This is a genomic window from Streptomyces sp. NPDC005195 (genome assembly GCF_040608315.1).
In the GTDB taxonomy this organism is placed as follows: domain Bacteria; phylum Actinomycetota; class Actinomycetes; order Streptomycetales; family Streptomycetaceae; genus Streptomyces; species Streptomyces kaempferi.
The window spans coordinates 10,416-33,564 of the sequence record NZ_JBEXHZ010000055.1; the positions used below are offsets into that span (position 1 = coordinate 10,416).

At 70.6% G+C, this 23,149-nt stretch carries 11 protein-coding genes; 5 read left to right on the forward strand and 6 right to left on the reverse strand.

Going from position 1 to position 23,149, the window contains the following annotated elements; translation table 11 throughout:
* Position 1: 1 nt before the first annotated feature.
* The 6 genes from ABZV34_RS31665 to ABZV34_RS31690 all read right to left on the reverse strand — a co-directional run bounded on the left by ABZV34_RS31665 (position 2) and on the right by ABZV34_RS31690 (position 13,683).
* Positions 2-1,492 carry a hypothetical protein gene (locus tag ABZV34_RS31665; RefSeq protein ID WP_356284232.1) on the reverse strand — a complete coding sequence of 497 codons (1,491 nt, stop codon included), beginning with the start codon at positions 1,490-1,492 and terminating at the stop codon, positions 2-4.
* Complete coding sequence (locus ABZV34_RS31670) at positions 1,489-2,307, reverse strand: alpha/beta fold hydrolase (protein ID WP_356284235.1); 819 nt, start codon at positions 2,305-2,307, stop codon at positions 1,489-1,491. The genes ABZV34_RS31665 and ABZV34_RS31670 overlap by 4 nt, the downstream gene beginning before the upstream one ends.
* Positions 2,304-5,462, reverse strand: a complete 3,159-nt coding sequence (locus tag ABZV34_RS31675; RefSeq protein WP_356284238.1) for an amino acid adenylation domain-containing protein — start codon at positions 5,460-5,462, stop codon at positions 2,304-2,306. The genes ABZV34_RS31670 and ABZV34_RS31675 overlap by 4 nt, the downstream gene beginning before the upstream one ends.
* Positions 5,459-7,240, reverse strand: coding sequence for a non-ribosomal peptide synthetase (locus tag ABZV34_RS31680; protein WP_356284241.1), 1,782 nt, complete (start codon positions 7,238-7,240; stop codon positions 5,459-5,461). The genes ABZV34_RS31675 and ABZV34_RS31680 overlap by 4 nt, the downstream gene beginning before the upstream one ends.
* A gap of 199 nt (positions 7,241-7,439) precedes the next feature.
* The gene (locus ABZV34_RS31685; RefSeq protein WP_356284244.1) at positions 7,440-8,210 is read right to left on the reverse strand and encodes a hypothetical protein; all 771 of its coding nucleotides are present in this window, start codon (positions 8,208-8,210) and stop codon (positions 7,440-7,442) included.
* Complete coding sequence (locus tag ABZV34_RS31690) at positions 8,191-13,683, reverse strand: condensation domain-containing protein (protein WP_356284246.1); 5,493 nt, start codon at positions 13,681-13,683, stop codon at positions 8,191-8,193. The genes ABZV34_RS31685 and ABZV34_RS31690 overlap by 20 nt, the downstream gene beginning before the upstream one ends.
* A gap of 738 nt (positions 13,684-14,421) precedes the next feature.
* On the opposite strand from ABZV34_RS31690, the gene ABZV34_RS31695 reads away from it, so the two are divergent.
* The 5 genes from ABZV34_RS31695 to ABZV34_RS31715 all read left to right on the forward strand — a co-directional run bounded on the left by ABZV34_RS31695 (position 14,422) and on the right by ABZV34_RS31715 (position 23,058).
* The gene (locus ABZV34_RS31695; RefSeq protein ID WP_356284249.1) at positions 14,422-15,657 is read left to right on the forward strand and encodes an ATP-grasp domain-containing protein; all 1,236 of its coding nucleotides are present in this window, start codon (positions 14,422-14,424) and stop codon (positions 15,655-15,657) included.
* Positions 15,654-16,904, forward strand: coding sequence for an MFS transporter (locus ABZV34_RS31700; protein ID WP_356284252.1), 1,251 nt, complete (start codon positions 15,654-15,656; stop codon positions 16,902-16,904). Before ABZV34_RS31695 ends, ABZV34_RS31700 begins: the two co-directional genes overlap by 4 nt.
* A gap of 49 nt (positions 16,905-16,953) precedes the next feature.
* A complete protein-coding gene (locus ABZV34_RS31705) occupies positions 16,954-20,040 on the forward strand; it encodes an amino acid adenylation domain-containing protein (protein ID WP_356284255.1) in 3,087 nt (1,028 codons plus the stop codon).
* A 96-nt stretch (positions 20,041-20,136) separates the two neighbouring features.
* A complete protein-coding gene (locus ABZV34_RS31710) occupies positions 20,137-21,639 on the forward strand; it encodes an NAD(P)/FAD-dependent oxidoreductase (RefSeq protein WP_356284258.1) in 1,503 nt (500 codons plus the stop codon).
* A gap of 498 nt (positions 21,640-22,137) precedes the next feature.
* The gene (locus tag ABZV34_RS31715; RefSeq protein WP_356284261.1) at positions 22,138-23,058 is read left to right on the forward strand and encodes a transposase; all 921 of its coding nucleotides are present in this window, start codon (positions 22,138-22,140) and stop codon (positions 23,056-23,058) included.
* The last annotated feature ends 91 nt before the right edge of the window (positions 23,059-23,149 follow it).

Consider the following 23,149-nt stretch of genomic DNA (forward strand, 5'->3'; position numbering starts at 1 on the left):
TTCACCTTGCGACTCGGGACTCGGCCAGTTCGGCGCGGCCGATCAGGACACCACCGCAACTGGTGCGGCACACCAGCTCCAGTGCCTCGTACTTCTCCCAGGTCGGCAGCGCCGCGCGGAACAGCGGGGCGACCTGCCGCAGGAACGCGGCGGCCGGATAGACCTGGTCTTCAGCATGCTCCGGGCTGTTCGGCGGCTTCGCGAGGACGTCCTCGATGGCGAGCTCGCGGACCACCTTGGCGTACTGCGACCAGCGGACGAAGGTCGAAGTGCCCTCCTCCATCAGCAGGTGGAACATGCGCTGCGGCTCGGCGTCGGGGTCCGCCGGACGGGCCCAGATGTCCTCCAGGTACTCCTCGTCGACCCAGGCGCGGCCCCAGGCGGTGTGCTGCCCGCGGGCCGCCCGGGTGGCGCGCTCATGGAGTTCGGCACGGTCCGGCAGCGGGATCAGGTCCGCCTCGGCAGTGCCGTTGGAGTACATCGGCACGCTGGTGAACGGCCACTGCTCCGAGCTGACGACCAGGACGTAGAGGAGCCCGGCGGTCAGCGCACAGCCCACGACGGCCATGGTCGTGGCGACCGGCCCGTCGGAGGTGAAGACGTGCGTCGCCGGGCGGTCTCCGGTGACCTGCTCGATGAGCCAAGGCCAGTCGAACAGCAGCAGGTAGCACCACATCTGGATGTAGTAGGCCGGGAACATGACCCAGAGGATGACGATGTGCATGGCGATCCACGCCAGGACCATGGGCATGCGCAGCTGCCAGCTGAAAATGGCGGCCACCGAGCTGAGTTCGACGACCAGCGTGCCCCAGGCGGCCAGCCGGCACAGCCACGGCTTGGAAATCATCAACCGCGACAGCCACAGCCAGCGTGCCGCCGGCTGGGAGATCCGGAGGTAGAAGTTCAGCGCGGTGCCGTCGAACCAGCCCTGCCGCCCGAAGCGCAGCTTCGCGACGCCGGCGGCGAACAGGGTGTACGCGAGTGCCACCAGCAGCAGGCAGGGGGCGAATCCTGACGTGAACGCGGAGTCGCGGGCCACCAGCAGGGGCCAGGCGGTGTGGTCGGCGAACAGCCCGTCGAGCGAGAAGTCGTAGGACACCGAGAAACACATGGCGAACAGGGTGTATAGGGCTGCGTGGCTGGAGTGGTTGGCGCCCAGCGCACCGGCGTTCACCGCGTGCAGGAACGCGAAGCCCAGGAAGGTGAGGATCCCGGCGACCGGTTGCAGCAGGCCCGCCGTCGCGGCGATCCACGCGACGATGGTCAGATTCCTGACCACCACGAGCACCGCCGGGCGGACCCATCGGATCCCTAGGACGCGCAGCGCGAGGACGGGAGTGTAGAAGGCCGACTCGGTCTTCGCCATGATTTTCGGCGCGAACAGCGGCGTGGGCTGCTGGTTCATACAGAGTACGAGCAGCCCCGCGTAGAGGACCGCCCTGAGGACGCCGGAAACCGGGGGCAGCTGATGGAGCCACCAATGGGTGATCATAGTGCTTCTTCCTCGCCGTGAGAGATGTCGGTGGTCGATGGACCCGGTCCGGTCAACCGGTCGCGCAGGAGTCCGACCACCTCGCCGAACGTCCCCGGCGCCACGAGGAAAAAGTGGTCTCCGTGGAAGACCCGCAGTTCGTAGGATCCAAGCGTGAGCTCGGACCAGGCCTCTGCGGTGCCCGGCCGCACCCGGGGGTCCATATCACCGATCAGCGCGGTCACCGGGACGCGCAGGGGTTGCCGGGGCCGGTGGCTGTACGCCTCCACGGCACGGAAGTCGGCGCGCAGTGGCGGCAGGACCATCTGACGGATGTCCGGATGGCTGAGCAGCTCGACGTCGGTTCCCCCCATGGCCGCCAACTCGGCCATCAGGGCGTCGTCGTCGGCGGCGCGCAACCGCGGCAGATCGTCGGGCACAGCCGCGCCACGGCACCCGGAGACGAACAGTCGCGCGACCGGCACACCGCGTTCTTCGAGGAGCCCGGCCATCTCGTACGCGACAAGAGCGCCCATGCTGTGTCCGAACAGTGCCAGCGGCACATCATCGAGTCCGTCCGCCGTCAGTGCGGCGAGCACCGCGACCGCGAGCTCCCGGATGTCGGTGATCGGCGGCTCCTTGTGGCGTTCCTGCCGACCTGGATACTGCGCCACCAGCACGTCCACGTCGCCGGACAGCGTCTCTGAGAACGGGAAGTAGAAACTGGCGGAGCCGCCGGCGTGCGGCAGCATTAACAGGCGCGAGGTCGGACGCCTCGGTGCCGGGTGGAACCTGCACAGCCATCGCCCGGCGCGGGACCTGGTGTCGGTGGTCATACCTGACCCGCCATCTCGGCCAGGCAGCGACGCAGCTCCACGTCCACACGGGCGACAGCATCGGCGCTGACGCCGTCCTCCCGCCACTGAGTGACGACCGTCCAGGAGCCGTCTGTGCCGGGAATCGCCTCGATCACGAGCTCCATCGCGGTGCGCGGCGGCCGGATCCGTATGGGTGTCAGCTCGACACCGGCGCCCAGAGCGTTGGCCGGCGGTGACAGTTGGAGGACGACGAAGGTCTGGAAGAAGGGGTGGCGCCCTCGGGCGGGTTCCAGTGCGCCCACCACGTCGTCGAACGGCGTGCGCGCGTGGTCGAGGCCGTCCACGACCTGCCGCACCGCACGGGCGAGTACGGTGCTCGCGTCCTCTTCCGGCTTCGCCGCCAGGCGGACGACGAACGGGTTGACGAAGTAGCCGACGGTCGACTCCGGCACGGGGTCGAACCGGCCGGCCGTCACGGTTCCGAGCGCCGGGTCGGCGATCCCGAAGATCCGTGCCAGGGCGAGCCCGGCCGCGGCCATGAGTCCGGTCAGAACCGGTCCGCCCAGACCCGCGCAGACCGCCGCCAGGGCCGTCACCGTTTCGGCGTCCACGCGGGTGGCGAGCTCCCGTCGGGCCGCCTCGGCGCCACCACCGGTGGGCGCCGGCAGGAACGGCTCGGGAGCCGGCCGCAGTTGGTCGGACCAGTAGGGGAGGTCCCGGCCGGCCCAGCCGACGAGCTGGTGCGCCTCCCAGGCGGCGTAGCGCCGGTAGCTCAGCCGCCCTTCGTGCGCGGGGACGGGCCGTCCGGCGCAGCGGGCTTCGTAGGCGGCCCGCAGGTTAGCCACGAAGGCGTGCTCCGAGCTTCCGTCGAAGGATATGTGGTGCACCTGGATGCAGAGCAGGTGCCGTTCGTCACCGATGCGGCAGAGCCTGAACCGCACCGGGATCTCCGAGTCCAGCGCGAACGGCCGGTCCCACCAGTCGGCGACGAGCGCCTCGGCGAGTTCCTGCGGTTCGCGCCCGACGGCGTCGGACGGCGGCTCGACCTCTTCCAGGATTCTGCAAGTCGGCTCGGGCGGCAGGATCCGCTGCACCGGGCCCTCGTCGCCCCAGAGGTAGACCGTCCGCAGTGCCGCGTGCGACCGCAGGCACTCGGCGAGTGCCTCGGCGAGGATGTCCCGCCGGAGCGGACCCGCTAGCAGGTAGGCCAGCACGATGGTGTTGTCCGCCGCTCCCGGCGAGGCCATCTCGGCGAGCCAGAAGCGCTGTTGGGCGTGGGAGAGCGGGCCGTCGCTCTCCTCGTCTACTGCTTCCGGCAGTTCGTCGGCCCGCGCCGCACCGGCACAGTAGGCGGTGATCGCCTCGACCGAACGGAGCCGGTAGACGTCGGCGGCGGTCAGCCGGGCGTCGAGCCGTCGGCCCAGCCGGGCCGCCAGCCGGATGACGTCCAGGGAGTTCGCCCCGGCTTCGAGGAGGTCGTCGGCGGTGGTCAGCCGGGCCGTGCCCAGGAGTGCGCACACGTCCGCCAGCGGACCGCCAGGGGCCTCGCCCACCGCCCCGACGCCTGCGGCCCGGTCGTCTCCGCCGTCGGCTGCGGCCAGGTGCTCCTGGATCAGCGCGGCCACCGCCCGGCGGTCGGTCTTGCCGTTGGCGTTGCGGGGCATCCGGTCGACGTGGTGGAGGAGCGTGGGGACCATGGCGTCCAGCAGCCGGGTTGCCGCGAAGGCCCTCAGGTCCGGCGGGTCCAGGGGGCGCCGGTCGGCGGTGGTGTACCCGGCCACCAGGTGCCGCCGGCTCCCCGACGGCGAGTCGACCGCCACAGCGCAGGCCTTCGTGATCGAGGGGTGCGTCTCCAGGACGGCCTCCACCTCGCCGGGCTCGATGCGGATCCCGCGGACCTTGATCTGGTCGTCGAGGCGTCCGCGGTAGCGGAGCAGCCCGTCCGCGTCCCGCTGGGCGAGGTCGCCGGTGCGGTAGTAGCGCTCGCCCTCGATGTCGAAGAAGCGCCGCCGGGTCTCCTCCGGGTCTCCGGCGTAGCCGAGCGCGACGCCGTCGCCGCCGACCGCGATCTCGCCCTCGTACTCGCCCGTGGCGGGGCCGGGACGGCCGTTCGGGTCCAGCAGCCGGATCACGGTCCTGGGCAGGGGCGTGCCGATGGGGATCTCGGTGCTGCCCTCGGTCACGTCACCCGGCCGGACGACGTGGTGCGTGGCGAAGATCGTCGACTCTGCCGGACCGTAGCCGTTGACCAGGTGCAGCTCCGGGAAGCCGGCGAGGACCTGCCGTGCGGCGGTCACCGGGACACGCTCGCCGCCGGTAAGCACCAGGCGCAGCCCTTCGAAGACATCGGGCCGGTCCTCGGCCAGCGCGGCGAACAGCGAACTCGTCAGCCAGACGCTGTTGACGCCACGGCGGACGGCGGCCTTCAGGAGCTCCGCGTCCAGGGCGGCGGCACCGTGCTCCAGCAGCACGCTCCGGCCGCCGTTGAGCAGCGGCGCCCACAGCTCCAGCGAGAACGCGTCCCACGGCAGCGGTGACGCCTGGAGGAACACGGTGTCGGCGCCGACCGAGATTGCGGGACAGTCGACGACCGTCCGGAGGGTGCCGCGGTGCGGCGACAGCGCGCCCTTTGGCCGGCCGGTGGAGCCCGAGGTGTAGAAGACGCTCGCCGTGCGCGTGCCGTCGGTCTCCGCGGGGGGTGCGGCGGCGGGGTCGCCGACGAACAGTTCACCTGGGGTGACCGCGGGGACGCCCGTCCCGGCACACACCTCCCCGGCAAGCTCGCCGTCGTCGGTGACGAGGAGACAGGTGTCCGTTCCGCGCACCGCGTCCGCGATCCGAAGCCAGGGCCACTGCGGGTCGACGGCCACATAGGCGGCACCGGCTCGCAGGACGCCCAGCAGCGTGGCCACCAAGTCGATCGAGCGGTCCATCGCCACCGCGACCTGGGCGCCGACGGGCACGCCCCGGCTGCGCAGCTGGGCGGCGACGGCCTCGGCCCGTTCGACGAGCGAGCCGTAGCTGATCGTCTCCTCGGCCTGCTGGACCGCGACGGCGTCGGGGCGGAGCCGGGCGTGGTGGGCGACCACGAGCTCTATCCGCTCGCCGTGGGCGTACGGATCAGGCGGGGCCGCGCCCCGGCGGGCGCGCTGGACGTCGGCTGCCGTGCTCACTTGCCCGCCGCCGGTGTCCGTACCAGGTCGAGCTGCTCGGCCAGGCCCTGCACGGTGGTGTGGTCCAGCACGACCGAGAAGGCGAGCCGGGTGCCGAGTTCGCAGTTGATCCGGTGGCTCATCCGGAAGGCGAGCATGGAGTGCCCGCCCAGGGCGAAGAAGTCTTGGTCGCGGCCCACCCGTTCGACGCCGAGCAGGTCCGCCCAGAGGGCGGCCACGTAGTGCTCGGTCTCGCCGAGCGGTTCCGCGAAGTCTTCCGCAGCGTGGACGTCGTGCCCTGCCAGCGCTTCCCGCAGGGCCGCGCTGTCTCGCTTGCCGTGCTGGGTGTACGGGATCTCGCTCTGGACGATGAAGCTGCTCGGCACCATGTAGTCGGGCAGGTCCCGCTCCATCCGGGCGCGCAGCTCCGCGATGTCCAGTTCCTCGCCGAGCACGACGAAGGCGACCAGTCGGCGATCGTCGCCCTCGCCCTCGGCGAGCACGACGGCGTCCTGGACCTCGGGGTGGTGCCGGAGCGACTGCTCGACCTCGCCGGGCTCCACCCGGTAGCCGTGGATCTTCACCTGGTCGTCGGCGCGGCCGATGAACAGCAGCGCCCCGTCCGCACGCAGCTGTGCCAGGTCGCCGGTCCGGTACATCGGCATCGGGGCCCCGTTGACGGTGACTGTCACGAAGCGCTCCGCGGTGAGGTCCGCGCGGTCGAGGTAGCCGCGGGCCAGGCCCGGGCCACCGACGAAGATCTCGCCGCGCTCGCCCGCGGGCACGTCCCGTAGGTCCGCGTCGAGCAGCCGGACCGTCACTCCGGCGAGCGCGGTCCCGATCGGTATCGTGCCGGACCGCACATCCGACTCGGTCACTAGGTGCGCAGTACAGGCGGTGGTGGTCTCGGCTGGCCCGTACAGGTTGTAGAGCTGTCCCTGGAAGCAGCCCGTAAGCAGGTCGTGACAGGCGGAGGGCTGGAGGACGTCACCGCCGGCGCAGAGCACCCGCAGCGACGCGAACGCGTCCGGGTCCTCCCGCACGACGTGGTTGACCACCATGGTGGGCACGAGCATCGCCGAGACGCCGAACTCCTCCATCTGCCGCCGGAAGCCCGCGGCGAGCAGTTCCGGTGCCGGCGGCAGAACGACCATCTGGGCACCGGCCGCGAGGGTGGTCCACATCTCGAAGTGGAAGGCGTCGAAAGAGACGTTGGAGATCTGCCCCGTCCGGTCCTCGGGCTGGAGTTGCGGCAGGCCGGGGTTGGTCGCGAACGACACGATGTTCCGGTGCTCCAGCACGATCGCCTTCGGCCGGCCCGAGGAGCCCGAGGTGAACAGGACGCTCGCCGCGTTCTCCGACAGCGGTGCCGCACCCGCGCCCTGGCCATCGAACCCGGCCCAGTCACCGATCGGCACGACCTCAGCGGGTACCGCCGTAAGCAAGCCGGCCGACGCCTGGTCGCTGAGGACAACCTTCGCGCCGCTGTCCTGCAGCATCCGGTCCCGGCGGGCGTCGGGGTAGCGCTGGTCCACCGCGACGTAGGCCGCTCCGGCCTTGAGGACGCCGAGCACCGCGACGGCGAAATCGACGGAGCGGGGCAGGTAGACCCCGACCCGGTCCTCGATGCCCACCCCGTGGCTGCTGAGCAGCGCGCCCACGGCGTCCGACCTGCGGTCCAGCTCCTCGTAGGTAAGCGTCGTCGTGCCGTCTCCGACAGCCGACCGTCCCCCATGGCGCCGCACCGAGTCGGCGAAGAGCTCGACCAGGGTGGCGGCGCGTTCGTTCGTTGTCTTCACAGCTTCCTCCCGCACGCGTGCTCAGCGGCGGCGTGCGATCTCATCGTGGAATTCAGGCGATCCGGCGAACCGGCGGTGTGAATGACCCGGCCGTGCCGACCCGGACCACGTCATCGCTGCGGGCTGCGCGGCCCCGATCGGTGCGCGTCGGCTGGTCGATCGGGGCCGCGGTCAGGGGCGAGGACGGCTGTCCGGTGGGTCAGGACGACGGCGTGTAGACGAACGGCTGCGTCCCGACCACAGTCCGGAATCCACGCTTGGCGAGGATCGGCTCCGAGGTGGGCAGGGCGTCGGTGAAGACGAGGTCCAGTCCCCGGGCGGAGACCTCCGCCAGCCGGGAGCCCACGACCGCGGTGAACATGCCGCGCAGCCGGTGCGTCGTCTTCGTCCGGCCGCCGGCCAGTTCCGCGTAGGCGGCGCCCTCGGGGTAGTGCACCCGCCCGCCGGCCACGGGCTCCGAGCCCACGTAGGCCACGTGGACGCTCATCACGTCCGGCGTCTCCTGCAGACAGGCCCACAGTCGGCGCCGCTCCGAGTCTGCGTTCTTGCGGCCGATCTCCCGGGCGATCTCGGCGTAGTCGGCGAGGCCCTCCTCGTCGACCACACGGCGCACGTCGAAGGCGCTGGCGTCGAAGACCGCCATCGTCTCCGCGTCCAGCGGCAGGGCCAGCACCTGCTCCTGGTCGTCGGCGACGAAGCCGGCGGCCTCCAGGCGCGCGGCCAGGTCGGAGGGCGCGTCGTGGGTGTAGAGCTTCCATTCCAGCTCGTAGCCGCCCTTGTCAGCGAGGGCCTTCTCGGCCTCGATCACGGCGTCGGCGTCGTCCGCCGAGAGCCGGGAGAACCGGATCTGGCAGGACGAGCGGTCCTCCGAGAACTCGCGAACCACGCCGCCTTGTTCGGCGCGTTCACCGGTGGCGGCACGCCCGTGGTCCAGGGCGGTAAGGAAGTTCTTATCGGGGAGACCGGTCATGGGGGAATTCCTCCTGGGTCAGGATGTCGCTGATGGGTCGTGCGGTGGTCATGCCGTGGAGCACCGCCTGCAGGCGCCGCAGGATCAGCTGCGCCAAGTCCGGCGAGAAGACCTCCGTGTTGTAGCTCATCGCCAGGACCAGGCCGTCGGCGTAGCGCTGGAAGACGAATTGCAGGTCGGCCTGCTTGGCGCGCCGGTGGATGTCCTTCGGGACGAAGGCGACGGTCGCCCCGACCGGTGCCGCGTCCCAGCCGGATTCCATTTGGTCCAGGTTGACCACGACGTCGAAGAGCGGGCTGCGCTCGGGGCCGCGCTGCCAGCCCAGGTCGCGCATGATCTCGCCGTACGGGTACTCGTCGTGCTCGAACGCTCGCAGGATTGTCTGCTGGGCCCGGGCGAGCAGCGCCGGCACCTCGTCGTCCGCGCCTACCTTGAGGCGCAGCGGGACGGTGCCGATGAAGGTGCCGATCTGGTCCTCGAACTCCTGGCGGTCCCGGCCGAGGGAGTACGTCCCGATCAGGGAGTCGGTGACTCCTGTTGTGGCGAGGAGCAGCCCGACCGCGCACCAGCCGACGGTGAACTCGGTGACCGAGTGCTGCCGGGCGAGTGCCCCGAACCGCTCGGCGAGGTCGGTCGGGAGGGTCAGGTACAGGCGATCGCCGGCGAGCGCGCTGACCTCGGGCCGTGGCAGGTCGGCCGGAAGCGGTACCGGCACGGCCAGCCCGCTCAGCTCCCGGCGCCAGAACTCCCGGTGCTCGCTGCGGACTTCGGGGGTCAGCCGGTCGTTGCGCCAGGCCGCGGCGTCCTTGTACTGGATCGGGAGTTCCGGTAGGTCGGCGGCGCGTCCGGCCACCAGTGCCTCGTACAGCTCGTGCCAATCGCGGAAGAGCACCCGCGCGGACGAACCGTCGGCGAACAGGTGGTGGATCGATGTGAGCAGCAGGTGGGTGTCGGTGTCGAGGCGGATCAGGTCGGCCCGCACCAGCGGCTCCCGCGCCGTCTCGAACGGCTCGTCCTTGCGGGCGACCACGAACTCGTGGACCTGCTCCGCGGAGCTGCCGGTCATGTCGTGGAAGCGGTAGTTGAGGGGGAGGGCACTCGGCGCGTGCACGGTCTGCACGGTCCGACCGTCGACGAGGTCGCAGGTCGTCCGCATGCTCTCGTGCCGCTCGGCCAGCAGCTCGAAGCCGCGCCGCAGCAGCGACGGGTCAAGCGGGCCGCGCAGTTCCTGCAGGTCGTTGCGGTGGAAGGCACCGGGGTAGGCGCTCCCGCGGTCGATCTCCATCAGCAGGTCCTGCGTGCGGGCGCCCTCGTACTCCCCCGGGCCGCCCAGGCTCGGGATCGGTGCGACCACCTGCCGCTGGGCCTCGGCAAGAGCCTCGGCGAGGCCGGCGATCGTGGGGCTGACGAAGAACGTTTTCAGGTCGAGCGTGACGCCCAGTCGGCTCTGGACCCGTGCCAGCAACTTGATGGCGCGCAGCGAGTTGCCGCCGACATCGAAGAACCGGTCCTCCTCCGTGACGTCGGAGACGCCCAGCACCTCACACCAGATCCCCGCGAGGTCCTGGGTGACGGCGTTGGAGGGCCCCTGTGCTCCGGCCGGAGCGGGGGCGGCTGTGGCCGGCTCGGCCGTCGTGCCGTTGGCCGGGCTCGCGGCGAGGTGCATCGGGGCCGAGGGGGCGTCGAGCGCCCGGTCGAGCAGGCGGCTGATGTCCGCCCAGAGCCGGTCGATCATCTCCGCGGTGAACCGGCCGCTGTCGAAGCGGATGGCCGAGCGGACCGTGCCCTCCTCCTCCGCCATCATGATGTTGATCGGGACGTCCCTGGTGTCCAGGTTCACCTCGACCGGCCGGACGGTGAGGCCGGGTCCCGCGAGAGCGCGGTGCGGCGCCTCGCCGTCCTCGCCGAACTGCTGGAACGCCACGATGACGTCGAACAGGCCCGAGGCCTCGAGCAGGCCGCGCTGCTGCAGCTCCTCCACCAGTTCCTCATAGGGGTAGTCGCTGTTGCGCAGGGCGTCGACGAACGTGGTGCGGACCGTCTCCGACAGCTGCTCGAAGCTGCCGTCAGTGTCAACCCTCAGTCGGAGCGGCAGGGACCGGATCAGCATCGCCACCAGATGCTCCAGCGATTCGCTGTTGCGCCCCGCGATCAGGGTGCCGATGACCAGGTCGCCGTCCCGGCTGTACCCGTGGAGCGCGGCGGCGACGGCGCTCAGCATCGAGGTGAACACCGTCACCCCGCCGGCCTGGCAGAACGACTTGAGCCGCTGCCACAGCGGCACGGGGAGCTCGTAGTGCCGGTAGGCGCCGCGGTAGGAGGGCAGGTCCTCCGAGGCGGCGGGGGCGGCCGGCAGGTCGAGTGCCGCCACCGGGGTGCCGAACCGGTCGAGCCAGTAGGCGGCGGCATCGTCGTGGCGGCCGCTAGCCTGCTGTGCCAGCTTGCGATAGTGCTCGCCGTAGCCGATGCCGATCTCTGGCAGGTCCAAGGCCGCGCCGCGGTCGAAGTGGGCGTAGTAGGCGCCCAGGTCCCGGACCAGCAGCCCCAGCGACCAACCGTCGACGACGACGTGGTGGGTGCAGAGCGTCAGCAGGTGGCGGTCGGCGCCAATGGACGCCAACTGGGCCCGTAGCAGGGGGCCCTTCGCTAGGTCGAACGGACGGGAGGCGAAGGCCTTGGCCAGCGCGACGCTGTCCACGGCGCCGTGCGCGTCCCTGTCCAGCGGCGCTTCCAGCAGCTCCAGCGGCACGGTGAATCCGGCTGCCGGGGTGATCCGCTGGGTCAACTCCTCGTCCGCGTAGGAGAAGACGGCCCGCAGCGCGTCGTGCCGTGCGGTCAGTGCGTCCAGGGCGCGCCGCAGCGCCTCGGTGTTGACAGTCCCGGTCAGTTCGAAGCTGCGGATCAGGTTGAAGGCCACTGAGCCGCCCGCGAACTCGGCCGCGAGCCATACGTTCAGCTGCTCCGCGGAGGTCGGCGCGGCGTCGAGGTCCGGCGGCGCGCCCTGCACGGCAGGCGTCGTGGTGGCGAAGGCGGTGATGTCCGCCAACTTTTCGAGGTGGGCCGCGAGTTCGGCCGCCGTCTCGTAGTCGAAGATCGCGTAGGGGTCGAGCTCCACGCCGTACACCGTCTGGAGCCGGTTGAGCACCTGGATGGCGCCGATCGAGTCGCCACCGAGGTTGAAGAAGGACTCGTCGGGAGCGATGGTCTCGATGCCTAGCACGCCCTGCCAGGCCGCCAGGACCGACCCGAGCACATCGGCGGGCTGAACGGCCTGGGCCGGGTTGACGGCGGCCGTCGCGCCGGTGACCGCTCCGCCGACCTGCGGGGCGGGCGCCACCGTGTTGGCGGGGTCCAGCCAGCAGCGGGTGCGGTCGAACTGATAGGAGGGCAGTTCGATCCTGCGGCCGTCGCCGGCGGTCTCCGCCCACCTCCAGCGGGCCCCTGTCAGATACATGTCACAAAGAAAGGCCTGGAAGGCATCGGGGCGTTCGGCGAGCGCCACGACGGAGCGTGCGGCGCCACCGCGGCCCGCGATCGCCGAGGAGACCGTCGACATGGGGCCGGCCTCGACGAACAGCACCCGCTGGTCGCCCAGCGCGGCGAGCAGACGGTCGACGCGGGCGTCCAGGTCACCAGCGTCGGCGTCCTCGGCGTTCACCGCCTGCCGTACTGCTTCGGCGACTTCGACCCGGCCGAGGCTCGCGTCGATCACCAGCTTGCCGACGCCCTCCCCGACAACGTGGCGCGACTCGACGCCCATCCGTCCCAGCAGGCCGTACATCGCGTACTGGAAGGCGAACCGGCCCGCCTTCGGGTCTCCGGCGTGCGCACCGGCGGCCTGCTCGGCCTGTACGTACAGCCGGTCGAACTCGGGGTGCGCGCGACGCAGGGAGGCGGTCAGCGAAGCAGACGCCGTGCACCGTCCGGAGACCAGGATGACGGTGACCGCGGCGCTGCTCTCCGGGCCGGTCGTCGCGGGGTCGGCGAGCGCGGCGGTGAGCCCGGCCGTATCGGCCGCGGTGACGCAGGCCCGGTACGGGAAGTGCTGCCGGCCCGTGACCAGGGTGCGCTGGACGTCCTCGATGCACAGGTCCGGGTGCTCGACGAGCCAGGACCGCAGGGCCTCGGCATTGGCGGCGAGCGCCGTGGATGTCCTCGCCGAAACGGGGATCCAGTTGCCGGTGTTCGAGGAGGGGCCTGGCTCCTCGCGGGCGGGCGCCTCCTCCAGGACGGCGTGCACGTTGGTCCCCATGACGCCGAACGCGCTAACGCCGGCCCGGCGGACGCCGGCAGCCGGCTCCCACGGCGTCAGTTCCCTGGTCACGGTGACCGACGAGTTCGCGAAGTCGATCAGCGGGCTCATCGTCTGCGCGTGGAGGCTGGGGAAGAGCTGCCGGTTCCGCAGTGCGAGCACCGCTTTGACCAGACCGGCCAGGCCAGACGCACTCCAGGTGTGTCCGATGTTGCTCTTCACCGAGGAGAGCGCGCAGAACTGCTTACGGTCCGTCACGCGACTGAACGCCATGTCGATGGCCTCGATCTCGATCGGATCGCCGAGCCGCGTGGCGGTCCCGTGCGCCTCGATGTAGGAGATCGTGGTGGGGTCGACGGCGGCCTTCGCCCACGCCTGCTCGATCACCTCGGCCTGCGCCGAACTGTCCGGCGCGGTGAGGCTGCCGGAGCGGCCCGCCACGTTGTTAGCTGCGGTGCCCTTGATGACGGCATGGACGACGTCCCCGTCGCGCAGCGCTCGGTCCAGCGGCTTGAGTAGGACGCTGACGACGGCCTCGCCGGAGCCGGTGCCGTCCGCATCCGCCGAGAATGCCCGGGTCTTGCCGTCTGCGGACCGGATGCCGAGGTCCAGCTCGTCCTCGTCGTCCTTCGGGTCGCCGAAGAGGTTCAGGTTGACGCCGCAGACCAGGGCCAGCTCGGCGTCGCCGAGCAGCAGGTCGTTCACGCCGTGGTGGACGGCGAGCAGGGCCGACGAACAGGACGAGTCGACCATGGCGGCCGGCCCGCGGAGCCCGAAGAACCGTGCGATCCGGCCCGCGGTGGCCGCAGCGTGGGTGCCCATCACCATGGTCGGCTCGACCTGGCGTGCGAGCTGCTGGTAGACCAGCCGGGTGTCGCCGACGTAGACCGAGGTCCGGGTGCCGTCGAGCGAGGTCGGATCGTATCCGGCGTTCTCCAGCGCCTGGTACGCGCTTTGCAGGAGCAGCCGGTGTTCCGGCGCCATGTTCCGCGCCTCGCCCGGGGAGATCCCGAAAACCGCGTCGTCGAACGAGTCGATGTCCTCGATGTAACCGTTGAGCTGGTACCGCGCGTCGATCGACAGTGCCGTACGGCTACGGCGCTCGGCGGACAGCTCCCGGACGCTGTCGCGGCCGTTCTGAAGATTCGCCAGGAACTGCGACAGATCGTCGGCCTCCGGCATCCGGACGGCCATCCCGATGACTGCTACGTCGCGTGCCATGACCGGGATTTCCCCGGCAATCGCGACACCCCCGTCCGCAGACATAGTCCACCCCTTCTAGATCGCATTCACAATACGGCCGGCTGGGGATCGTCCCGGACGCCCCCCGGTCAGACAAGGCGAAATCTGCGGTTTCGAAATCGATCTGCACAGCACTTCGGCCTGCGCCACTCCCGCACGAGCAAACGAGCTGCGTTCCAAGCGGAGTGGGACTCGATACACACACTGCCTGTCATGCCCATGTCGCGCTGCAAAAACAGTAAGCGCACGATCGCAGGTTGTCAGGGCCGACTCAGAGATTTTGCGATCAAGGCAAAGCCTGAATGGGCAGTCAATGGCGTTTTGCACTGATCGTTTCGCCCGGTTCTGCCAGGTAGACGCCTGCATGGGCGGCTCAAAGTCTTCAAGATCTTTTTACTATCAAGATGCTCGGCCACCCCTCCAAGGGGGTCGCAAAAGCCCCCTTCTGGGGAGATCGAAGGAATTTGTCCCGGCGTTTTTATCCTTTGACGTGATCACCGGCAGGCTGATAGAAGATTCCCCGACTGGAATGCCTGTCGGGGATGAAGCGGCGACGGCCGGCGTCGAAACCGAAGACCTGCCGCAGTACCGGGGGCGCATATTCCCCAGCAAATTCTGTTTTCGCCGTCCCGCCCCGATCGAGCCAGCGAACAAACCGATCGCCCGTGCCTTCGGCTGCCGGGCAGTCGGCCAACGACCTATGGATAGGCGTACACAATGTCCAGCACCGTTTCTCCCCGAGTTCTGATGATCGGCTGGAACACCCCGGCGTTCCTGGCGCTCAAAGAGCACCATGCCGACGTGGTGTCCGTGATCGCTCCCCGGCACGTGCGCAGGGCCAAGTCCCACGCCCCCGACACGACCCACGTGGCCGTGCCGAACGACGGCGATGTAGAGCAGATCCTGGCCGGCCTGGCCAGGGCCGAGATCGCAATCGACGAGTTCGACTTCGTGTGCACGATCGGCGAGTGGCCGATCGTCGCCGCGGCGCTGCTCGCCGAGCACGGAAAGGCGGTCGGCATGAAGCTCTCCGCCGCGATCGCCCTGCGTGACAAGTTCGTTCAGAAGCGCCTCGTCCGCGAAGCGGGACTTCCCGTGGCCGGTGCGCAGATGCCGGACCTCCTGTCCGACCTGGACGGTGAACAGCTGACCTATCCGATCGTCATCAAGCCGCTCACCGGCGCCGGTTCGCAGGACACCCACGTCGTCTCCGACGCCGCCGAGCTGGCCTCCCTCGTCGAGACCTACCAGCAGCCTCCCCGCGGCCCCTGGCTGATGGAGGAGTTCATGGAAGGGGAGGAACTCCACCTCGACGGGGTCGTGCGGGCCGGAGTCATCCGGGCGCTCTCGGTCTCGCGCTACTTCCAGAACGTGATCGACATCAAGTCCGGCGGACTGGTCGGATCGGTCCTGCTCGACCCGAACGAGAACCCGGACCTCTACTCGAAGGCCCAGTCCCTGCTGACCGGGGTCCTCGACGCCGTCGGCCACGAGGACGGGATCTTCCACGCCGAAGCCTTCGAGAAGGACGGCGAGCTCACGTTCAGCGAGGTCGGTGGACGCCTGGGCGGCGGCGTCGTCCAGGACATCGTGCTCCGCCGCTTCGGCGTCGACCTGGCAGACGAGTGGGCCCGCGCGGCGCTGGGCCTGCCCCCGGGGGAGCCGGCCGAGCCCAGCAAGGAGCAGTGCGGCTGGGTCCACCTCCAGGCACCGGCCGGCGTGGCCGAGCACGTGCCCGACGAGTCGGAGCTCCTGGCACAGCCCGGCTGCGTGGAGGCCGCCATCAGCATCGCCCCCGGTTCGCAGATCCCGTCGTTCAGCGCTGCGTCGAACATGAAAGCCGGCGCCGTCATCATCGTCGGCGACAGCGAGGAGCAGGTCCGCGAGCGCACCCTTGCCGCGGCCGCGTGGTTCTCACAGGCCGTAACCGTACAAGCCCCGGAAACGGTGTGACGCAGACAGCCACGACGCCCCGGGCCGCGATCCGCCGCGCGCTGACGTCCGTGCTACCGGAGCCCGGCCCGGGGCGCAACCTCTACTGGTCCACGCTGATCAACTCCGCCGGCAACGGCCTGTTCCTGACCACGAGTTCGCTCTACTTCGTGCGCTGTGTCGGCCTGACGCCGTCCGAGGTCGGGCTCTGGCTCACGGTCTCGGGCCTGATCGGCATGCTGGCCGGCGTCCCCGTGGGCCGCATCGCCGACCGCCGCGGACCACGCGAGACCTATGTGGTGTCGCTGGTCGCGGAGGCACTCGCGACCAGCGCCTTGCTGCTCACCCGCTCACTGGTTTCGTTCGTGGCCGTCACCACCATCGCCTTCCTGGCGGCCTCGGCGAGCAGTTCCTCGCGCGGGCCGCTGGTCCGTGCCGCCGGAGGCGAGCGGGCGGCCCAGCTGCGCTCACGCCTGCGCACCGCGATGAACCTGGGCGTCACCCTGGTCGGCCCGGTGGCGGCGGTCGCCATCAACGTGGACAGCCCGCTCGCCTACCAGTCGATGATTGGCTGCGACGCCCTGTCGTTCGCCGTGTGCGCGCTGATGACGCTCAGGATGCCGCGCGTGCCGGGCACCAAAGCCACCGGCACGGCGAGCAGGCGGTGGCGGGTTTTCACCGACCGCCCGTACCTGACACTGATCGGGATCAACGCGGTGATCATGCAGCAGTTCCCGGTCCTCACCCTGGTCCTGCCGCTGTGGATCTCGCTGCATACCCAGGTGCCGCGCTGGGTCGTGGGGCTGGTGGTCCCGCTCAACACCGTCCTGGTGGTGCTCCTGCAGGTACGGATGTCCCAAGGGATGGAGTCTCTGCTCTCGGCAGCCCGGGTCATGGTCAGAGCGGGACTCGCCTTCCTGGCCTCGCTCGCGCTGATCGGCTTCCTGGGGCACATGTCGGCGACCCCTGCCACGGTCGCCCTCATCGTCGCCATCGTCGTGTACACCCTCGGGGAGATCTGGTCGACCGCATCGGTCTACGAGCTGAGCTTCGGCCTGGCCCCCGCGGAGGCACAGGGCGAGTACCTCGGGCTGCTCTCCAACGGCACGGCGATAGGACGCCTCACCTCCCAGGCCCTGGTCACCACGCTGTGCCTGACCGTCGGCACGGCGGGCTGGATCGTCCTGGGGCTCCTGCTGCTGGGAGCGGGGCTGCTGGCCGTACCGACCACCAAGTGGGCCGGGCGAAAGCAGGCCGCCCCCGCGTAAGTGGGCCACGCGAAACAGGCCGCCCCCGCGTAACTCCGAAAGGTCAGTCATGATCCTCACCAGCTACGACCCCGAACCGGGCGGCGCCGGCAACGTCTACCACGAGATCGAGGGGCACTGGGACCTGACGCGGCTGGAGGCGGCGCTACGCACCGTAGTGGCGCGGCATCCGGCGCTGCGCACCGCGTTCACCTCCGACGGGTCCCAGGTGGTGCACGACGACGTACCGGTGCACGTCCGGGTCCGGGACCTGCGGCAACTGCCGCGCCGGGCACGCGACCAGGCGCGGACCGCCTACCGGGAGCGCGCCTCGCACCGGGTCGCCCCACCGGACTGGACGCCGTCGGTGCACGTCGAGGTGAGCGTCCTGGCCGACGACCGGATGGTGCTGCACGTCAACCATGACCGGCTGACCATGGACGCTGGCAGCATGTTCCTGTTCTTCCGGGAATGGTGGCGGGCCTACCAGGGCGACGCCCCCACAGAGGCGGAGACCGCGTTTTCCCGCGAGGTCGCGGAACCGAAGGACCCCCGGAACGACGCCGAGGCCCAGCGCTCCTTGGCCTTCTGGCGCGAACGGCTCAACGACCTCGCGCTCGCCCCCGAACTGCCGCTGGCCCCCAATCCCCCAGTGGCCCGGCCACGGTTCACACAACGTCAGGTACGGCTGACCGCCGGACACTGGTCCGCATTCAAGGCGCACGCGCTCCGCCTGGGCATCACGCCGAGCGCGGCGCTACTGACCGCCTACAGCCAGGTGCTGGCGTACTGGGGCGGCGGCGAGCGGTTCACGATCGCCACAACGGTGGAGCGCACCACCGGGAGTCTCCAGCCGCCCCCCGGCGCGATCGGCGGCTTCTCGGACGTCCTGCCCATCGAGGTCGCCATCGACCCGGCGGCCACGTTCGCCCAGCGCTGTGCGCCGGTGCAGCAGCGGATGCACGCCGCCGCGGAGCACGGGCACGCCTTCGGCGCCGCGCCGCACCAGGCGGCCAGGTCCGGCACCGCGTACCCGCAGACGTCGTACGCGTTCACCTCCGCCATCGGGCACAAGCGCTCCGGCCTCGACGGAGCCGCGCTCGAGCTGTTCGGCCGCGAGGTCTTCTCGGTCGGCCAGGCTCCGCGGACCCACCTCGACGTCTTCGCGATGGAGCAGACGGGCGACCTGGTCGTGCGGGTCGACTCGGCGGACCCGCTGTTCCCGGACGGGCTTCCGGCCGCCCTGGTCGCCAGCTTCCAGCAGCTGCTGGACCAGCTCTGCGACGCGGCAGGCTGGACGGAGACCACGCACGACCTGCTGCCCGAAGACCAGCGGCGGCGGCGGGCCGAGACCAACGACACCGCGGCGCCGCTGGCCACGCGCATGCTGTGGGAGGACGTCGTCGCACAGGCCGCGGCGCGTCCCGACGCCCCGGCGGTGATCACCACGAGCGGCGTCGTGAGTTACGGCGGACTGCTCCACCGCGCGCAGGGCGCCGCCGCGTGGCTGCGGGAGCGCGGGGTCGGCCGCGGCGACTTGGTCGGGCTGGTCATGCGGCGCGGGCCGGAGCAGATCATCGGCATCCTGGCCGCGTTGCTCGCCGGGGCCGCGTATCTGCCGGTCGACGCGGACCTGCCCGACGAGCGACGCACGTACCTGCTCCGCGACGGCGGAGCGCGGTGCGTGCTCACCAACGTGCCCGGCAGCGGCGCGCCCGGTACGGAGCCGGACACGCTGCTGCTCGACGCGGCGGGGCCGGTGGGCCCCGTCGAGCCGGTGGAGCCGGCAGCCGGGGCGACCACCGACGACCTCGCGTACGTGCTCTACACCTCCGGTACCACCGGACAGCCCAAGGGCGTGATGGTCAGTCACCGCAACGTCGCGAACGTGGTCGCCGACTGCACAGCCCGGTTCGGCGTCGACGCGACAGACCGCTTCTTCGGCATCAGCGCGTTCAATTTCGACCTGTCCGTGTACGACGTGTTCGGTGCGCTGTCGGTCGGCGCTGGGATCGTGCTGCCGGACGCAGACCGGGCGGCGGATCCCGCCCACTGGCTGGACCTCTGCACGGAGCACCGCGTGACGGTGTGGAACTCGGTACCGGCGATCATGGCGATGCTGAGCGAGGAGGCCGAATCGGCGCCGGGCCGGATCGGCGCACTGCGGCTGGTCATGATGAGCGGCGACCGGATCCCGCCGGAGTTCCCCGCAGCGCTCCTCCGGCTCAAGCCCGACCTCGAGGTCGTCTCGCTGGGCGGCCCGACCGAGACGACCATCTGGAACATCCTCCACCAGGTGGACGCCGATGACGACGGCAGTCGGCCGGTGCCGTACGGGCGGCCGAACCGCAACAACACCGCCCACGTCCGCGGCCCCGAGGGCTGGGACCGACCGGACTGGGTGACCGGAGAGATTTGGGCTGGTGGCACCGGCGTGGCCCAGGGCTACCACGGCGACCCCGCGCGCACCGCGGACCGCTTCGCGGACGGGCTGTACCGCACCGGTGATCTGGGCCGATTCCTGCCGGACGGGTCGATCGAGATTCTCGGCCGCAGCGACTTCCAAATCAAGGTCAATGGCTACCGGATCGAGGCGGGCGAGGTCGAGACGCGGCTGACGGCCCTGCCCGAGATACAGCAGGCCGTCGTGGTCCGACAGGCCGGGACGTACGGCGACCGCCTGGCGGCCCACCTGGTCCCGGCCGGTGCGAACCGTCCCGGACTGGACGAACTGCGCGGGCGGCTGGCCGTGCACCTGCCCGGCTACATGATCCCGGCCGTGGTGGTCTGGCACGACGCGCTGCCGCTCACCCGCAACGGCAAGGTCGACCGCGGCCGACTCACCGCGATCCAGCCGGAGCCGCCGACACCCACCGCTCCGGCCGCTCCGGCGGTCCCGGCGGAGCCGATGCCAGCGGATGGGCTCCCGGCGGGCGGGTCCGTGGAGGCCGAACTGGCGGACGTGTGGTCCCGCATCCTGCGCGTGCCCCCGGTCACGCCGGAGACGGACCTGTACGACCTCGGCGCCAACTCGCTAACCGCCATCCGACTCCTCAGCGAGGTGCGCAAGCGCTTCGGCGTGACCATCCCACTGGCCCAGGTACACGAGGTCCGCACCGTGCGCACGATGGCGGCACGCGTGCGATCGGGCGGGTGAGCAGGTAGCCGCCGACGTTAACGTCCAGCCGGTCGGTCGGCCGGGAACGTCGCGCTCGAACGGCTTGTATCGGATCAACCCTGGATCGGAGATGATGTGGGCGACAACGACATCGACGCGGTCGTGGTCGGCTCCGGCCCGAACGGGCTCGCGGCCGCCCTGGTCCTGGCCGCTGCCGGGCTGCGGGTCCAGGTCCACGAGGCGGCCGACAGCGTAGGCGGCGGCGTCCGCACGCGGGAACTGACCCTGCCGGGATACCGTCACGACGTCTGCTCGGCGGTGCACCCGATGGCGGTCGCGTCCCCGTTCTTCCGCGCCTTCGATCTGGCCTCCCAGGGTGTCCGGATGGCCTGGCCGGAGGCGTCGTACGCCCACCCTCTGGACAACGGCCGGGCCGCGGTGGCATGGCGTGACCTGGACCGTACCGCCGCCGGGTTGGGGCCGGATGGATCCAGTTGGTCCCGCCTACTCCGCCCGCTGGTCGATCGGACGGAACCGCTGGTGGAGGCGGCGATGTCCGACCTGCGCGGGATCCCCCCGCAGATGACGGCCCTCGCACGCCTCGGGCTGCGCGTCACCGAACAAGCGTCGCCGTGGTGGAATACCCGGTTCCGCGGCGATCTCGCCCCCGCCCTGCTGACGGGCGTCGCGTGCCACTCCATCGCACCGCCCCGCACACTCGCCTCGGCCGGCGTAGGCCTCCTCCTCGGGTCGCTCGCCCATTCCGTCGGCTGGCCACTGCCGATCGGCGGCAGCCAGGCCATCGTCGACGCGATGGTGGGGCAGTTGACCGAGCACGGTGGCAGCATCGTCACCGGCCACCGGGTACGGTCGCTTGACGAACTGCCACCCGCGCGGGCCGTTCTCCTGGACGTTGCACCGGATGCCCTGCTGGAGATCGCGGGCCCACGACTGCCCGAACGGTACCGCCGTCAACTGCGCGGCTTCCGGCACGGCGGCGCGGCGTGCAAGGTGGACTTCGCCCTGTCCGGTCCGGTGCCGTGGTCCGCACCGGACTGCGCGAAGGCGGGCACCTTGCACCTGGTGGGTTCACGCGCCGAGGCGGTACGGGCGGAGTCCGGCGTGGCGGCCGGCCACCACGCCGAACGTCCCTTCGTGCTGGCCGTACAACCGGGGGTGGTGGACCCGGGGCGTGCCCCTGCCGGACGGCATGTGCTCTGGACCTACGCCCACGTACCGAACGGGTCCACCAGGGACGTCAGCGAACAGATCAAGCAACAGGTGGAACGGTTCGCTCCCGGCTTCCGGGACCTGATCCTCGCCGAGCACGTCGTCACCGCGGTCGAACAGGGCCTGCACAACCCCAACTACGTGGGCGGGGACATCTCCGGCGGCGCGACGACCGCCTGGCAACTGGTGATGCGACCGGCCGCCCGCTGGGACCCATACCGGACACCGCTCCCGGGCATTTACCTGTGCTCCGCCTCCACTCCACCGGGCCAGGCGGTGCACGGGATGTGCGGAGTGCACGCCGCGCGGCGTGCACTGCGCGACCGCTTCGGCGTGCGGTCGGACCCCTTGCGGCTGGTCGCCGAGGCGTACGGCGGCGGGACAAACACGGCGGCGGCCGACCGGTAGTGACCGGTCGGCGCCTCGGGACCCGCGGGCTGCCGGGAGGCCCTGGCCCCATTCGGCTCGCCGCGCTGCAATGCGCCGCGTTCGGGATCCCCGCCGACCGGCACATCGAAGCCACCCGCACCCTCCCCACCCGCGACGGCACGCGGATGGTGCACAGTCTCCCCACCGAGATCGCCGCCTACGGCCGCTTCCCCCGCATGGGCAGCCCCTGCTGCCGCAAAGCCGCCATAGAGAGCGTCGTCTCCGCAGCCTGGACACCACTAGCGGTAGTTTGTTGACGGCGGTTCAGGGCCGTAGTAGGCCGGTAGCAGAGGAACGTCGCCTCGCTGCTCGGGGAGCTTGTGATGACCCGTCGTGTTCCGTGTCCACCCGCTCCGGGCCGCTGGAAGCCTACGCCGCACGCTTCGATGACCTGTTCTCCACACTGGCACAGCGCCGTGGGTTCCGCGAGTACCTCGTGGGGCTGCTGTTGCCACGAGACCGCAACAAGACGCTGACCTGCCTGGCCGGCACCGAGCCCATCGCAGGTGCCCGCATGCTTCGGTACAGCGGCTCAAATTTTTCCTCTCCGAGTCGACGTGGGACCACGAGCAGGTCAACGCCCGCAGGGTGGCACTGCTGCTGGCGGGCTCCGTGACCACGCCGCACTCGGGCGGCGTGCTGGTGATCGACGATTCAGGCGACCGCAAGGACGGAAAGGCGACCGCGCACATCGGCCGGCAGTGGCTGGGCCGGCTGGGCAAGACCGACAACGGCATCGTCACCGTGACCACCTGCTGGGCAGACGAAAACCTCTACTACCCCCTGCACGCCGTGCCCTACACCCCGGCCCATCACTTCCCCAAAGGCAGGTGCGACCCCAGTTTCCGTACGAAGCTGCAGATCGCCGCCGAACTGGCCCGCACAGCCAAGGCCACCGGAATAGCCTTCCGAGCGGTGGCTGCCGACTGCGCCTACGGCGACCAGGACAGTTTCCGCAGCCAACTCGCCGCGGCCGGACTGCCGTTCGTCATGGCCCTCAAACCATGCCACGGCACCTGGGCCTACGGAAAAGACGCCTACACCCCCACCGATGCCGCCCGCGCCCTGACCTGGACAGACCCCCTGCACCCAGGCGACTGGACTGCTGTCGAGCGGACCTTCCGCGACGGGCACACCGAAACCTGGTGGGCAGCAGACGCCCGTCTCGGCTGGTGGGGCCCCGACGGAAACGTCCGCCTGGTCGTGGCCACCACCAACCCGACCACCCTGCCCGCACAGTCCACCTGGTACCTGGCCACCGACCTGCCCCGCCCCGGCGGCCCCCGAGAGGCCGACAGCCCCGAACCCGCCGCCGACCTGCACGAAGTCGTCCGGATCTACGGCATCCGACACTGGATCGAGCAGAGCTACAAACAAGTCAAGGACGAACTCGGCTAGGACTTGTCCGGTCGATCATGTGACTACTTCACGGCCGGGTCGTTGATGTGGGCATGGGACGGGGAGATCTGAGTGATGCCGAGTGGGAACG

Bases quoted from the DNA above. Each gene is read 5' to 3' on its own strand.
- ABZV34_RS31665 (WP_356284232.1), bottom strand. From the start codon at position 1,492: ATGATCACCCATTGGTGGCTCCATCAGCTGCCCCCGGTTTCCGGCGTC.
- ABZV34_RS31670 (WP_356284235.1), bottom strand. From the start codon at position 2,307: ATGACCACCGACACCAGGTCCCGCGCCGGGCGATGGCTGTGCAGGTTC.
- ABZV34_RS31685 (WP_356284244.1), bottom strand. From the start codon at position 8,210: ATGACCGGTCTCCCCGATAAGAACTTCCTTACCGCCCTGGACCACGGG.
- ABZV34_RS31690 (WP_356284246.1), bottom strand. From the start codon at position 13,683: ATGGCACGCGACGTAGCAGTCATCGGGATGGCCGTCCGGATGCCGGAG.
- ABZV34_RS31695 (WP_356284249.1), top strand. From the start codon at position 14,422: ATGTCCAGCACCGTTTCTCCCCGAGTTCTGATGATCGGCTGGAACACC.
- ABZV34_RS31705 (WP_356284255.1), top strand. From the start codon at position 16,954: ATGATCCTCACCAGCTACGACCCCGAACCGGGCGGCGCCGGCAACGTC.